Consider the following 14,522-nt stretch of genomic DNA (forward strand, 5'->3'; position numbering starts at 1 on the left):
TTGTCACCCGTGCGCCCCGGCGATGGTCAGGTGGGTCGCGACCCCGGCGGCCGCTGCCCGCCCGCTGGCGATGCACGCCGGTATGCCGACGCCGTCGTAGGCGGCCCCGGCGACTTCCAGCCCCGGCAGGTCCGCGACGGCTGCCCGCACCCGGGCGACGCGCGCCGTGTGGCCGACGGCGTACTGCGGGAGCCCACCACCCCAGCGCTGGACGTTGGCGTCCAGCACCCGGGTCAGCGGGCGGCCCAGCGCCTGGCCGACCTCCTCTGCGGCCAGGGCGACGAGGCCGTCGTCGGGGCGCTGCAGGTCGGCCTCCTCCCGCGCCCTGCCGACCGACGCCCGCAGGAAGAACACGTCGTCGGACAGGGCGCCGACCCACGCCCACTTGTTGGACGAGAACGTGCTGGCCTTTATGCCGCGGCCGTCGACGGGCGGCACGAGGAAACCCGATCCGGGGAGGTCGCCGAGACCGTCCTTGGCGACGGCGAGGGTGACGATGGCCATCGACGCGTACTCGATCGCTGAGAGCTCCTCGGCTGCGGCCGGTGCGTGCCGACGCAGCAGGCGGGCCGCCGGCGCAGCAGGCACGGCCAGCACGATGGCGTCCGCCTCGAGCCGTTCGGGAGCCGGACGCGGGCCCGTGACGACGGTCCACCCACCGTCTGGGCGCCGGTGGAGATCGCGAGCGATCAGCCCGGAGCGGATCTCCACGCCCCGCGCCCGGAGCGCGTCGACGAGCAGCTCCGCGAAGCGCCCCATCCCGCCGACCACTCCGGCGAAGACGGGACTGGTGTTCGGCGCCCCGGCCGCCGCCGCAGCGCGGGCGGCGGCGCCGAGGCTGCCCCCGGAGCGGGCCACCTCGAACAGGCCCGGCACACACGCCTGCAGGGACAGGCGGCTGGCGTGCCCGGCATACACGCCGCCCAGCAGCGGCTCGACCAGGCGGTCCACGACCGCGGTCCCCAGCCGCGCGCCGACGTAGTCGCCCACCGCGACGTCGTCCTCCAGCGCCCCCGCGGGCCACGGCTGCTCGTCGGCTGCGCGGGCCACCTCCTCGTTCGTGAGCAGGCCCCGTGCCGCCTCAGGCTCACCGGGCACCCCCATCAGCGTGCCCTTCGGCAGCGGGTGCAGGTCGCCTCGCGACCAGACGCTCGCCGCCGTGGTGGCGGGATGGGTGAGCAGGCCTCCGGCACCGGCCTCCTCCACCAGCTCGACCGCCTCGGGTCTGCGCGCGAGCACCGACTCGGCGCCGACATCGACGCGCCGACCCGCCACGGTCTCGAGGCGGAGCTTGCCGCCCGGCCGGTCCGAGGCGTCGACCACGCAGATGTCGCAGTCGGGCAGGCGGTGTGAGAGGTCCCAGGCAGCGGCCAGCCCTGCGATGCCCCCTCCGAGCACGACGACGCGGGGGGCGGGAAGGGAGGTGCTGGACACGGGCCCACTCTGCCAAGGCCGTGACCGAATCGACACCGCGGGGTGGGAACCCGGGACGGGCGACGACCCCTCCCACAGGTGTCCAGCCGTGCAGCGCCAGTCGAGCCCAGGGGGCCGCCATGAACGTCAACCGTCACCTCCGCCGGACCACCGCGGCGCTCGTCGCCGGGGCAGCAGCCCTCCTGCTCGCGTCCGCGTGCAGCGGATCCGGGAGTGACTCCTCGACGGGCGCGGTGGCCCGCGACAGCGCCGGCAGCGAGGCGCAGCCCCCCAGCGCCGGGCAGGACAGGTCCGGCGGCGCCAAAGGCGGCCCCGACAACGGCAGCTTCGGCCGGGTCGACCCCGCAGCGGTGACCGCCCAGTCCGAGTACCTCGCCCGCAGCGCCGTGCTGGCCCTGAAGGTGAAGAGCATCGCTGCGGCGGCGGCCTCCGTGCGCTCCATCAGCACCGCGCACGACGGGGTCATCCTGAGCGAGAGCATCGGGGACGGCGGCGAGACCCCCGTGCCCGACCGGGGCAGGATCACGGCGATGAACTACGGCCAGATCACCATCTCGGTGCCCGGGAACCGGCTCGACCAGGCGCTGGCCGCGCTCAGCGAGGTCGGAACCGTGATCCGGCGAGAGTCCACCAGCGAGAACGTCCGCGAGGAGTACATCGACACCGAGAGCCGGGTGAAGACGATGCGGGCGAGCGTCGACCGCGTGCGGGCGCTGATGGCGCGAGCCACCGACATCGCCCAGATCGTGACGCTGGAGTCCGAGCTCAGCCGGCGCCAGGCCGACCTCGAGGCGCTCGAGGCGCAGCTCGCCTCGCTCAAGGACCGGGTGGCTCGCGCCCCCATCCAGGTCAGCCTGACGACCGACTCCGACGTGATCGTCTCCGACGACAACGATGGCTTCCTGGCGGGTCTCCAGGGCGGCTGGAGTGCCTTCACCGCGTCGGTGGTCGTGCTGCTGACCGCGCTCGGCGCCGTGCTGCCCTTCGCCGTCACCGCCGCGGTGGTCGCCCTGCCGGTGTGGTGGGTGGTTCGACGCCGTCGGGCCCACCGCTCCCCCGTGAACGCCGCCGGCTGACAGACTCGGGCCCCATGGGTAGACGCGACGAGGGGTGGTGGCGCTCCGCCGTCGTCTACCAGGTGTACGCGCGGTCGTTCACCGACAGCAACGGCGACGGCGTGGGTGACCTGGCCGGCGTGACGAGCCGCCTCCTGCACATCGCCGACCTCGGCGCCGACGCCATCTGGCTGACGCCGTTCCAGCGCTCACCGCAGGCCGACCACGGATACGACGTCGGCGACTACTGCGACGTCGACCCGCTGTTCGGCACCCTCGGCGACTTCGACCACCTCGTCTCTGCGGCGCACGCCCTGGGACTGCGCGTCATCGTCGATTTCGTGCCCAACCACTGCTCCTCCGAGCACCCGGCGTTCCGCGCGGCGCTGGCCGCTGGGCCAGGCAGCCCCGAGCGAGCCCGGTTCCACTTCCTGCCCGGGCGCGGCGTGCGAGGTGAGCTGCCACCCAACAACTGGCCCAGCGTCTTCGGCGGGCCTGCGTGGACGCGCGTGACCGAGCCGGACGGCAGCCCTGGTCAGTGGTACCTGCACCTGTACGCGCCCGAGCAGCCCGACTGGAACTGGCGGCACCCGGCCACCGGGGCGCTCATGGACGAGGCCCTGCGCTTCTGGCTCGACCGCGGGGCCGACGGCGTGCGCATCGACGTCGCGCACGGTTTGTTCAAGGCCGACGGCCTGCCCGACCACCGGGCTCCCAGGGAGATCGAGCCCATGCGGCTGCGTGGCAACCCGCTTGCCTGCGACCAGGAGGAGGTGCACGAGGTCTACCGGCGCTGGCGCGGCATCTGCGAGGAGTACTCCCCCGAACGCGTCCTCGTGGGCGAGGTCAACCTGCTGCCGCAACGAGCGGCCCGCTACCTGCGGCCCGACGAGCTCCACCAGGCGTTCGCGTTCGCCTTCCTCGCCGCCCCCTGGGACGCCCAGGCGTGGCGGGCCGCGGCCACCGAGCTGCTGGAGTCTGCCGAGGCAACCGGTTCGCCTGTCACGTGGGTCGTCGAGAACCACGACGTCGTGCGCACCCCCACCCGCTACGGCGGCGGCTCGCGGGGCACGGCCCGAGCCAGGGCCGCCGTGCTGGCCGTGCTGGCCCTTCCGGGTTCGGCCTACCTCTACCAGGGTCAGGAGCTCGGGCTGCCCGAGGTCGACGTGCCGGTCGCGGCGCGGCAGGACCCGGCGTGGCTGCGCTCCGGCGTGACGCGGGACGGCGCACGGGTGCCGCTGCCGTGGACCTGCGACCCCGCGGGCGCCCACGGCTTCTCGTCGGAGCCCACCGCCCAGCCCTGGCTGCCGCTGCCCGTCGACGGCTGGGCCGCCCTCTCCGTCGCCGCCCAGAGCGGTCGGCCGGAGTCGACCCTCGAGCTGTGCCGGCGGGCGCTGGCGCTGCGTCACCGGCTCCACGCCGAGGGACGGCTCGCCCCCGACGACGCCACAGCGGTCGTGGTGCAGGGCGGGGGCCTCCTGGTGGCGGACCGCGGCAACCTGCGCCTCGTCGTCAACCTCGGCGAGGAGCCCGCGGTGCTCCCGCCGGGCGAGGTGCTCCTCACGAGCGGACCGCTCGTGGTGGTGGACCAGCTGCCGCCGGACACGGCCGCCTGGCTCAGTGGGTGGTGAGCGCGCCAGCTCAGCGCGTCGTGAGCAGGCCGCTCAGCGCGTCGTGGGCACCGCTCAGCGGGCGCTGATCTCGTGCACCAGCTCCGTGACGCGGGTGAGCACGTCGGGGTCGGTGTCGGGCAGGACGCCGTGGCCGAGGTTGAAGATGTGGCCCGGGGCCTGGCGGCCCTGCTCCACGATCTCGCGCACCTTGGCCTCGAGGGCGTCCCACGGCGCGAACAGCAGGGCCGGGTCGAGGTTGCCCTGCACCGCGTAGTGCCCACCGAGCCTGGACAGCGCGTCGGAGAGGGAGATCCGGAAGTCCACGCCGACGACGTCGGCGCCGGCCGCGCCCATGAGCGGCAGGAGCTCGGAGGTGCCGACGCCGAAGTGAATCTTCGGCACTCCGAGGTCGGTCACGGCCGCGAGCGCCCGCGCCGAGTGCTTCTGCACGAAGCGCTCGTAGTCGGCCCGGGGCAGCGCACCCACCCAGGAGTCGAACAGCTGCACCGCCGAAGCCCCGGCCGACGCCTGCACCCGCAGGAACTCCCCGGAGATCTGGGCCAGCCGGGCGCACAGGTCGTCCCACAGCTGCGGGTCGCCGTACATGAGCGCCTTGGTGTGCTCGTGGTTCTTGCTGGGCCCGCCCTCCACGAGGTAGGAGGCGAGGGTGAACGGCGCCCCCGCGAAGCCGATGAGCGGCGTCGTGCCCAGCTCGCCCGTGAGGATCTGCACGGCCTCGGTGATGTAGGGCACGTGCTCGGGCGTCAGCTCGGGCAGCCGGTCGAGGTCGGCACGGGTGCGGAACGGCTCCGCCACGACGGGCCCGACCCCGGGCTTGATGTCGAGGTCGACGCCCACGGCCGCCAACGGGACGACGATGTCGGAGAAGAAGATCGCGGCGTCGACCCCGTGGCGGCGCACCGGTTGCAGCGTGATCTCGGCGACCAGGTCGGGCCGGCGGCACGACTCCAGCATGGGGATGCCCTCGCGCACGCGCCGGTACTCCGGCAGGGACCGACCGGCCTGACGCATGAACCACACGGGCGTGTGCGTCACCGGTTGCTGGCGCGCGGCCCGCACGAGGTTGCTGTCGTCGAGCTGGGGGTTGTCGAGCATGTGGGAGGCGGTCACCGGGCGAGTCTTTCACGCCGCCCTCGCGACGGCTCAGGCGGCGATGACCGCGACCCCGACCAGGCTGAGAGCCACCCCGACGGACTGGATGAGCAGCAGCCGCTCGTGCAGCAGGAACCGCGCGAGCAGCACCGTGACCACCGGGTACAGCGAGCCCAGCACGCTGGCGACACTCACCAGGCCGCGGGAGGAGGCGAAGGCGAACAGGCCGTTGGCCGCGAGGTCGCCGACCCCGATCGCGAGCAGGCCCGGCATGTCGCGGGCCACCATGCCACCGGCGGTGCGCAGCGCCAGGGCCGCCACCACGAAGACCGTGACCGAGGTCAGCCGCATGCCCCACAGCGTGTGCAGCAGCGACTCGCGCGCCCCCCGGTCGAGACAGTAGAGGGCCAAGCCGAAGCCGACGGCCGCCACGCTCGCCAGCAGCACGGGTCGGGCGGACACGTCCCCGGACAGCTCCGGCCCTGAGGCGAGCGCGATGCCCAGCACGGCCAGCAGCATCCCGAACCACGTGCTGGCGGGCGGTTGCTCACCGCCGAGCAGCCCGAGCAGCACCGGCACCACCACGCCCAGTGACGCCACCGGCGCCACGACGCCCATGGTGCCGCTGCTCAGCGCCGAGTAGAAGCTGACGAGGCCGATCGTTGCCGACGCCCCGGCCGCGACCGACCACAGCGGCCAGCCGTCGACGGACATCTCGCCCCACTGGAGCAGGACGACGACGGAGACCACGACCAGGCCCAGCCCCTGCGACCAGGCGACCACCGCTGCTGCCGGCCGGCTCTTGGACTTCAGGCCCGCGAAGAAGTCCGCGGTGCCCCAGCACACGCTCGAGGCGAGGGCGAGCAGCGACAGCATGGCGGCACGGTACCGAGCCGCGCCGGGGCCGGGCGACGACGCCCCGCGCCGCCCGGCTCGGCTCAGCTGGCTGGCTCCGTGGTGCCCCAGACCTGCTTGCTGTGCTGGTAGGCGCTCTTCTCCAGCTTCAGCGCGGCGGCCCGGGCCTTGGCGAGAGCGGCGGAGTCGAGCGTCTCCGCCGACACCAGCTCGAGGGTCTCCCTGGTCGGGTCCGTCCCGCCCCAGCCGACCCGCACGTTCCCGACGCCGGGCGCGTAGTACTTCAGCTGCAGGGCCCCCGGCTCGTCGTCGCTGGACTCCTCGGTGACCTTGACCCCCTCGTAGCAGCCCGCCTGGACGCACGTGCGCTGGTCGACCTTGATGACCCGGGCCCGGTCGGACCAGCCCACCTCCGGCCCCCAGCCCTGCGAGTAGCTCGGGTCACCCGCCGTGTCGCCCTCCCGGATGGTGATGCCGGCCTGGGCTCCCTTGACGCCGTGGACCCACGCGGGCGTCTCGACGACCTTGCCCTCCTCGTAGACCTCGGGGTACTGGCCCAGGTGCCAGATCGTCTTGTCGTCGGCCTGGGCGAAGAGCGCCAGCTCGGCCTCCTCGAGCTGACCGTCTGAGTAGTCGAGCTCCAGCACCATGACCGCTTCGACTCCCGCGACGACCTTCGTCAGGTCGGTCACCGTGAACTCGACCCGGTGCGGGATCTTCTCGTCCTCCTCGATCGTCTGGCCCCGGTAGACCATGTGGGTGCCGGGCTTCATCGGCAGCCAGGTGCTGTCCACCGTGGTGGGGCTCGTGAACCTGGAGACGTCGAAGCCCTTGGCCGGTCCGGTCGTGGGCTGCTCGACCGGTGTGGGCGTAGCCGTCGTGGTCGTCGACGACGTGGTCGTGCCCGCGCCGGCCGGCTCGGAGGCGTCGCCGCAGGCCGCCGCCGCGAGGGTGAGTGCCGTCCCCAGCACGATGGCCGCGGAGGTTGTCGAACGTGGTTGTCGCATCTGGCCCTCCCTGAGGTCCATCGGCCCCGGCCCTGCGGGCCCACCCGTCGGGGCGACTTCGGGTATGCCTTCAGGTTCACCCCGGGCCCGTGGCACCGGGCAACCTCCACAATGCCTAGCCCGGCTCCGCGGAAGGGTGGAGTACGGGTCGCGGGGGCGACACGAGCACGCGGACCTCCCCGGGAAAGGCGCCCCCGCGGCATACGCTGTGGAGGTGGGCAGCAGATCGGTCACCGGTGACCAGTCACCCGAGTTCGCGCAGGCGCTCAGCGAGCTGCGCGGCGCACGGCTGCGCCCCGAGGTGCGTCTGAGCGAGGTGCCTGCACCGCAGCGCATCGCACCGTATGCCGTGGCCCTCACCGCCGAGGTGGTGGGCAGCGCCGGGTCCGAGGACGAGCTCGCCTCCGGACGGTTCGTCCTGCTGCACGACCCCTCCGCACCGGAGCCGTGGGACGGGATGTGGCGGGCGGTGACGTTCGCGCGCGCCGAGCTCGAGCCCGAGCTCGCGAGCGACCCCATGCTCGGGTCGGTCGGATGGGCCTGGCTCATCGACGCCCTCGACGGCCACCGGCTCCCCTACACGGCCGAGGCCGGCACGGTCACCCGCGTGGTCTCGGAGAGCTTCGCCGGCCTTTCAGACCGCCCGGCCAGCGTGGAGATGGAGGTGCGCGCCTCCTGGACCCCGCTGGGCGGGAGCCTCGGCGACCACCTCGAGGCCTGGTGCGACCTGCTCTGCACGATCGCCGGGCTGCCCCCGCTGCCCGAGGGCGTCATCGCCCTGCCCGGGCAGCGGCGCTGACCTCCCGGGCACGTGGCCGGTAGGTTAGCCGCGTGACACCATCGGAACCCGCGGCGGCGGCGGCCGCGGTCGAGCCCGCGCTCGAGCCTGCCGTCGAGCCCGCGCCCGAGGCGCTCACGCCGCTCGACGCCCCCGCCGAGGGTGTCCCCGACGTCGTCACCGACGAGCGACGGCTCCTCGAGGCGGCAGAGGCGATCCGCGCCGGCGAGGGCCCGGTGGCCCTCGACGCCGAGCGCGCCTCGGGGTACCGGTACGGGCAGCGCGCCTACCTCGTCCAGCTGCGCAGGGAAGGTTCCGGCACCTGGCTGATCGACCCCATCGCGGTACCCGACCTCTCCCCCGTCGGTGAGGCCATCGGCGGCGCGGAGTGGATCCTCCACGCCGCGACCCAGGACCTACCCTGTCTCGCCGAGGTGGGGCTGCGACCACGGCAGCTGTTCGACACCGAGCTGGCCGGGCGGCTGCTCGGCCTCCCCCGCGTCGGGCTCGCCGCCGTGGTGGAGCACTACCTCGGCCTCTCGCTGGCCAAGGAGCACTCGGCGGTCGACTGGTCGACCCGACCGCTGCCCGAGCCGTGGCTGCTCTACGCGGCTCTCGACGTCGAGGTGCTCGTGGAGCTGCGCAACCTCATGGGCGTCGACCTCGCCCGGCAGGGGAAGGCCGGCTGGGCCCGCGAGGAGTTCGAGGCCCTGCTGGACTTCACCGGACCGGGACAGCGGGTCGACCCGTGGCGCCGCACCTCCGGCATGCACAAGGTGCGACAGCGGCGCGGGGCCGCCGTCGTGCGCGAGCTGTGGGAGACCCGCGACCGCATCGCCATGGACCGTGACGTCTCCCCCGGCCGGGTCCTGCCCGACGCGGTGCTCGTCGAGCTGGCCATGGCGGCGCCTCGGAGCGTGCACGAGCTGCCGCGCGGCCACCGCGCCATCCAGCGCTACCAGCGGCAGTGGCTCGAGGCGGTGCGGCGGGCCCATGCGATCCCCGAGACCGACCTGCCGCCGCTGACACTGCGCTCCGACGGGCCGCCACCCCAGCGCGCCTGGGCCGACCGCGACCCCGTGGCCGCCGAGCGGCTCACCGCCACCCGTGCCGCGCTCACCGCGTTCGCCCAGGAGCACGACATCCCGGTCGAGAACGTCATGTCGCCCGACCCCCTTCGCCGGGTCATCTGGACCCCGCCGGCGGACCGTTCAGCCGCCGGCTTCACTGCCGCGCTGCTCGCGCTCGGCGCCCGGCAGTGGCAGGTCGACATCGTGGCGCCCATGGTGGCTGCGGCGTTCGAGGCGCACCCTGACGCCTGACGTCCCGCAGGCACGCCGGACGCTCGTACGGGGGGCACCGGGCCCCTCGCCCCACTCCCGGGGTGACGGCTCTCACCCGAGGGACTGACTGACTCTGCGGTTACCGGCAAGTAGCATCGCTGGAGTACCCACCGGCTCGCCGGTGACGTCCCACCGACCACCTAGCCAGGAGGCCACCCGTGCCCCGCACTCTGCGTGAGGTCGTGTTCGTCGACGGTGTGAGGACGCCGTTCGGCAAGGCCGGGGAGAAGGGCATGTACGCCCAGACCCGTGCCGACGACCTCGTCATCAAATGCATCCGCGAGCTCATGCGCCGCAACCCCGGTCTGCCACCGGAGCGGGTCGAGGAGGTGGCGATCGCCGCCACCACCCAGATCGGCGACCAGGGCCTGACCATCGGCCGCATGGTCGGCCTGCTGGCCGGTCTGCCCAAGACCACCCCCGGCTACTCCGTCGACCGCATGTGCGCCGGAGCCCTGACCGCGGTCACCACCACGGCCTCCTCGATCGCCTTCGGCGCGATCGACGTCGCCATCGCCGGTGGTGTCGAGCACATGGGCCGCCACCCGATGGGTGAGGGCGTCGACCCCAACCCGCGGATCGTCGCCGAGAGGCTCGTCGACCCCTCTGCCCTGGTCATGGGCAAGACGGCCGAGAACCTGCACGACCGCTTCCCCGAGCTGACCAGGGAGCGCTCCGACGCGTTCGCCGTGGGCTCCCAGGACAAGCTGGCCAAGGCCTACGCCAACAACCAGATCCAGCCCGACCTCGTGCCGGTCGCCACCCGCCACGACCAGCTCGGCTTCGGCCTCGCCACGGCCGACGAGCCGCCGCGCCCGGGCACGACCACCTCGGACCTGGCCGGCCTGAAGGCCCCGTTCCGCCCGCACGGCAAGGTCACCGCGGGCAACAGCGCCGGCCTCAACGACGGCGCCACCGCGTGCGTCCTGGCCAGCGCCGAGGCTGCCGAGGAGCTCGGCCTGACCGTCAAGATGCGCCTGGTCGACTACGCCTTCGTGGGTGTCGAGCCCGAGGTCATGGGCATCGGCCCGGTCCCGGCCGCCGAGAAGGCCCTGAAGAAGGCAGGGCTCACCATCGACGACATCGGCCTCTTCGAGCTCAACGAGGCCTTCGCCGTGCAGGTCCTGGCGTTCCTCGACCACTTCGGCCTCGCCGACGACGACGAGCGCGTCAACCCCTACGGCGGCGCCATCGCGGTCGGCCACCCGCTGGCCTCCTCCGGCGTCCGCCTCATGAACCAGCTGGCCCGCCAGTTCGAGGAGCACCCCGAGGTGCGCTACGGCATGACCGCGATGTGCATCGGCATCGGCATGGGCGCAGCCGTCATCTGGGAGAACCCGCAGCACGCCGACTACGGCAAGGAGGTTGCCGCGTGAGCGAGCAGCAGACCCCCCAGACCCCGCGCACGGACGGCTTCGAGGAGGTCGTGACCCACGCACACGTGCGCGACGTCCAGCTCCCCGGCGGCGCCGGCACCCTTGCGCTCATCACCCTCGACAACGGCTTCGACCACACCAAGCCCAACACCTTCGGGCCGCAGGGCATCGCGGGCATCCACGCGGCCGTCGAGGGCCTGCGCGGGCGCGCCGAGGCCGGCGAGGTCCAGGCCGTGGGCATCACCGGCAAGCCGTTCATCTTCGCCGTCGGCGCCGACCTCAAGGCGGTGGCCGGAGCGGCCGAGCGTGGGCAGGCGCTGGCCGTTGCCCGCGCCGGCCACGCGGCATACGCGGCCGTCATGGACCTGCCGGTCCCGACCTTCGCCTTCGTCAACGGCGCCGCCATGGGCGGCGGGGTGGAGATCTCGCTCGCGTGCGACTACCGCACCATCTCCTCCGGCGTGCCCGCGGTGGCGCTGCCGGAGACCTTCCTCGGGCTCGTCCCCGGTTGGGGCGGCTGCTACCTGCTGCCGAACCTCATCGGTCCGGCGAACGCGCTCAAGGTCATCATCGAGAACCCGATGAACATGAACCGGATGCTCAAGGGCCCGCAGGCGTTCTCGCTCGGCATGGCCGACGTCATGTTCGAGCCTGCCGACTTCCTCGAGGAGTCACTGCGCTGGGCGGCCGGCGTCGTCTCCGGCGAGGTCACCGTGCAGCGTCCCGAGGTCTCGCGCGAGGAGGCCGAGTGGGCTGCGGCGGTCAAGGCTGCCAAGGGCCTGGTCGACCTCAAGACCGGCGGCAGGTCGCCGGCGCCGTACCGCGCGCTGCAGCTCGTGCAGGCAGCCCGCACCGCCACCCGCGACGAGGCGTTCGCGGCCGAGGACGAGGCGCTGGCCGACCTCGTCATGGGTGACGAGCTGCGCGCCGGGTTGTACTCGTTCGACCTCGTGCAGCGTCGCGCCAAGCGACCGGCCGGCGCGCCCGACAAGGCGCTCGCCCGCCAGGTCACCAAGGTCGGCATCGTCGGGGCCGGCCTCATGGCCAGCCAGCTCGCCCTGCTGTTCGCGCAGCGGCTCGAGGTGCCGGTCGTGATGACTGACCTGGACGAGGAGCGCGTGGCCAAGGGCGTGGCCTACGTCCGGGGCGAGGTCGACAAGCTGCTCGCCAAGGGCCGGCTGGGCCAGGACAGGGCCAACCGCCTCAAGGCGCTGGTCACCGGCTCCACGTCCAAGGACGGCTTCGCCGACGCCGACTTCGTCATCGAGGCCGTCTTCGAGGAGATGGGCGTCAAGAAGACGGTGTGGGCCGAGGTCGAGGCCATCGTGAGCCCCGAGTGCGTGCTCGCCACCAACACCTCGTCGCTGTCGATCACCGAGATGGCGGCCGACCTGACGCACCCCGAGCGGGTCGTCGGCTTCCACTTCTTCAACCCCGTCGCCGTCATGCCCCTGCTCGAGATCATCAAGGGCGAGCGCACCGACGACGCCACTCTCGCCACGGCGTTCGCCACCGGCAAGGCGCTGAAGAAGACGACCATCCTGGTCAAGGACTCCCCCTCCTTCATCGTCAACCGCCTCCTCGGCCGCTTCATGGGCGAGGTCGCGAAGGTGGTCGACGAGGGCACCCCGATCGAGGTGGCCGACAAGGCCTTCGCGGGCCTGGCCCCGATGCCGCCGTTCGTCCTGCTCGGCCTGGTGGGTCCGGCGATCGCCCTGCACAACAACGAGACCCTCGCCAAGGCCTTCCCCGACCGCTTCTACGTCTCGGAGAACCTGCGCCGGGTCGTCGAGGCCAGGAAACCGGCGATCTACATCTGGCCCGAGGGCAGGCCGGTCGTCGACCCCGAGGTCGAGGCGCTCTTCGAGAAGCCGGCCGACCCGGTGGTGCTCACCGTCGAGCAGGTGCGCGAGCGCGTGCTGTCGGTGCTCGCCGAGGAGGCCCGCCTCATGCTCGACGAGGGCGTCGCCCAGGCACCGATGGACATCGACCTCGCCATGATCACCGGCGCCGGGTTCCAGTTCTGGAACGGCGGGCTGACCCCGCTGCTCGACCGTGAAGGCATCTCCGAGAAGGTCGCCGGCAAGCGCTTCCTGCCCCCGGGTGTGGCCAGCGTCCCGGCCTGACCCACGGAGCCCACGTGGCCGGCACACCGAAGTGACGGTGTGCCGGCCACGTGGGTGGCTCACCCGGCGCCCGGTGACGGTGCGGTCGCTCACCAGCTGAGATCGCACTGGGCTGCTGTGCTGGGTGCGGGTACCGTGCTCTGGGTTTCCGCCCCTCGGCCGGCTACTTGGGCCTTCGGCGCGTCGGTGTGCATCTATCTCATATGTGAGTTATCTTCCTTGGCGTGACTTCGACCTACCTGACGCGCATCGGCACCCTCATTCGTGACGCCCGCCGCCACAAGGGCATGACCCAGAACGAGCTTGCCGAGTCCCTCGGCACGAGCCAGAGCGCCGTGGCCCGCATCGAACAGGGCAAGCAGAATCTCAGTCTTGAGATGCTTGCCCGCATCGGCGAGAGCCTCGACTCCGAGTTCGTCTCGCTCGGCCACAGCGGGCCGCAGCACCTGCGCATCGTCGGGGGCACCCCTCTGTCGGGGTCGATCGACGTCAAGACCTCCAAGAACGCCGCGGTTGCGCTGCTGTGCGCCTCGCTGCTCAACAAGGGCCGCACCACGCTGCGCAGCCTGGCCCGCATCGAGGAGGTCAACCGCATCATCGAGGTGCTCACCTCGATCGGCGTGCGCACCCGCTGGCTGCCGGACAGCAACGACCTCGAGATCACGCCGCCGGCCCAGCTCGACCTGGCCAACATCGACGTCGCCGCCGCGCGTCGCACCCGCACCGTGATCATGTTCCTCGGGCCGCTCCTGCACGAGCTCGAGCAGTTCCAGCTCCCCTACGCCGGCGGCTGCGACCTCGGCACCCGCACCGTCGAGCCGCACCTGGCCGCGCTGCGCTCCTTCGGGCTCGGCGTCACGGCCACCGCCGGCTTCTACGACGCCTCGGTCAACCCCCAGATCACCCCCGGCAAGCCGATCGTGCTCACCGAGCGCGGCGACACCGTCACCGAGAACGTGCTGCTCGCCGCCGCCCGCCACGAGGGCGAGACCGTCATCCGCAACGCCAGCCCGAACTACATGGTCCAGGACCTCTGCTTCTTCCTCCAGGAGCTCGGCGTCGAGATCGAGGGCATCGGCACGACCACGCTCACCGTGCGCGGCCGCCGCCACATCGACGTCGACGTCCAGTTCTCTCCCTCGGAGGACCCGATCGAGGCGATGAGCCTGCTCGCCGCAGCGGTCGTGACCAGCTCGGAGATCACCATCAAGCGGGTGCCGATCGAGTTCCTCGAGATCGAGCTCGCCACGCTCGAGGGCATGGGCATGAAGTACGGCATCACCGAGGAGTACCTCTCCGCGAACGGCCGCACCCGACTCGTCGACCTGACGACGATGCCGGGGCAGCTGCACGCGCCGATCGACAAGATCCACCCGATGCCGTTCCCCGGCCTCAACATCGACAACCTGCCGTTCTTCGCCCTGATCGCCGCCTGCGCCGAGGGCACGACGATGGTGCACGACTGGGTCTACGAGAACAGGGCGATCTACCTGACCGAGCTCACCAAGGTGGGCGCCAAGGTGCAGCTGCTCGACCCGCATCGGGTGATGATCGAGGGCCCCACCCGCTGGCGGGCCGCCGAGGTCATCTGCCCGCCGGCGCTGCGGCCGGGCGTGGTCGTGCTGCTCGCGATGCTGGCGGCCCCCGGCACGTCGGTGCTGCGCAACGTCTACGTGATCAACCGTGGCTACGAGGACCTCGCCGAGCGCCTCAACGCCCTCGGCGCGACCATCGAGACCTTCCGCGACATCTAGGACCGGCCGCCCACCCCGAGGGCGGGCCCACACACGATGGGGTCGAACTGTGGGGTCGGCGCACACGC

General features: G+C 72.6%; 11 protein-coding genes. 7 read left to right on the forward strand and 4 right to left on the reverse strand.

Going from position 1 to position 14,522, the window contains the following annotated elements; translation table 11 throughout:
- Nucleotides 1–3 precede the first annotated feature (3 nt).
- Complete coding sequence (hemG, locus tag P2F65_RS01070; RefSeq protein WP_275803294.1) at nucleotides 4–1,434, reverse strand: protoporphyrinogen oxidase; 1,431 nt, start codon at nucleotides 1,432–1,434, stop codon at nucleotides 4–6.
- A 119-nt stretch (nucleotides 1,435–1,553) separates the two neighbouring features.
- Here hemG and P2F65_RS01075 point away from each other — a divergent pair, with 119 nt between their 5' ends.
- Together P2F65_RS01075 and P2F65_RS01080 are read left to right on the forward strand one after the other, a co-directional pair.
- Complete coding sequence (locus P2F65_RS01075) at nucleotides 1,554–2,510, forward strand: DUF4349 domain-containing protein (RefSeq protein WP_275803296.1); 957 nt, start codon at nucleotides 1,554–1,556, stop codon at nucleotides 2,508–2,510.
- Between the two features lie 14 nt (nucleotides 2,511–2,524).
- Nucleotides 2,525–4,120 (forward strand): glycoside hydrolase family 13 protein, encoded by a 1,596-nt coding sequence (locus P2F65_RS01080; RefSeq protein ID WP_275803299.1) that lies wholly within the window; start codon nucleotides 2,525–2,527, stop codon nucleotides 4,118–4,120.
- A gap of 54 nt (nucleotides 4,121–4,174) precedes the next feature.
- On the opposite strand, the gene hemE is transcribed toward P2F65_RS01080, so the two are convergent.
- From hemE to P2F65_RS01095, 3 genes are all read right to left on the reverse strand, one after another.
- Entirely contained in the window at nucleotides 4,175–5,218 is a 1,044-nt protein-coding gene (gene hemE, locus P2F65_RS01085; RefSeq protein WP_275807188.1) for a uroporphyrinogen decarboxylase, read from the reverse strand.
- A 48-nt stretch (nucleotides 5,219–5,266) separates the two neighbouring features.
- Nucleotides 5,267–6,091, reverse strand: coding sequence for a DMT family transporter (locus P2F65_RS01090; RefSeq protein ID WP_275803301.1), 825 nt, complete (start codon nucleotides 6,089–6,091; stop codon nucleotides 5,267–5,269).
- Nucleotides 6,092–6,153: 62 nt separating this feature from the next.
- Nucleotides 6,154–7,077 carry a hypothetical protein gene (locus P2F65_RS01095; RefSeq protein WP_275803303.1) on the reverse strand — a complete coding sequence of 308 codons (924 nt, stop codon included), beginning with the start codon at nucleotides 7,075–7,077 and terminating at the stop codon, nucleotides 6,154–6,156.
- 214 nt (nucleotides 7,078–7,291) lie between these two features.
- Between P2F65_RS01095 and P2F65_RS01100 the strand changes: the two genes are divergently transcribed.
- From P2F65_RS01100 to P2F65_RS01120, 5 genes are all read left to right on the forward strand, one after another.
- The gene (locus P2F65_RS01100) at nucleotides 7,292–7,876 is read left to right on the forward strand and encodes a DUF3000 domain-containing protein (RefSeq protein WP_275803305.1); all 585 of its coding nucleotides are present in this window, start codon (nucleotides 7,292–7,294) and stop codon (nucleotides 7,874–7,876) included.
- A gap of 32 nt (nucleotides 7,877–7,908) precedes the next feature.
- A complete protein-coding gene (locus P2F65_RS01105; RefSeq protein ID WP_275803307.1) occupies nucleotides 7,909–9,177 on the forward strand; it encodes an HRDC domain-containing protein in 1,269 nt (422 codons plus the stop codon).
- A 179-nt stretch (nucleotides 9,178–9,356) separates the two neighbouring features.
- On the forward strand, nucleotides 9,357–10,574 hold the full coding sequence (locus P2F65_RS01110; protein ID WP_275803309.1) for a thiolase family protein: 1,218 nt from the start codon (nucleotides 9,357–9,359) through the stop codon (nucleotides 10,572–10,574).
- A complete protein-coding gene (locus tag P2F65_RS01115; protein WP_275803311.1) occupies nucleotides 10,571–12,700 on the forward strand; it encodes a 3-hydroxyacyl-CoA dehydrogenase NAD-binding domain-containing protein in 2,130 nt (709 codons plus the stop codon). The genes P2F65_RS01110 and P2F65_RS01115 overlap by 4 nt, the downstream gene beginning before the upstream one ends.
- A gap of 224 nt (nucleotides 12,701–12,924) precedes the next feature.
- Nucleotides 12,925–14,454 (forward strand): UDP-N-acetylglucosamine 1-carboxyvinyltransferase, encoded by a 1,530-nt coding sequence (locus tag P2F65_RS01120; protein ID WP_275803313.1) that lies wholly within the window; start codon nucleotides 12,925–12,927, stop codon nucleotides 14,452–14,454.
- The last annotated feature ends 68 nt before the right edge of the window (nucleotides 14,455–14,522 follow it).

Source organism: Knoellia sp. p5-6-4 (genome assembly GCF_029222705.1).
Taxonomy (GTDB): domain Bacteria; phylum Actinomycetota; class Actinomycetes; order Actinomycetales; family Dermatophilaceae; genus Pedococcus_A.

Coding starts and splice junctions, on each gene's coding strand:
- P2F65_RS01090 (WP_275803301.1), bottom strand. CDS start 6,091: ATGCTGTCGCTGCTCGCCCTCGCCTCGAGCGTGTGCTGGGGCACCGCG.
- P2F65_RS01080 (WP_275803299.1), top strand. CDS start 2,525: ATGGGTAGACGCGACGAGGGGTGGTGGCGCTCCGCCGTCGTCTACCAG.
- P2F65_RS01095 (WP_275803303.1), bottom strand. CDS start 7,077: ATGCGACAACCACGTTCGACAACCTCCGCGGCCATCGTGCTGGGGACG.
- P2F65_RS01075 (WP_275803296.1), top strand. CDS start 1,554: ATGAACGTCAACCGTCACCTCCGCCGGACCACCGCGGCGCTCGTCGCC.
- hemE (WP_275807188.1), bottom strand. CDS start 5,218: ATGCTCGACAACCCCCAGCTCGACGACAGCAACCTCGTGCGGGCCGCG.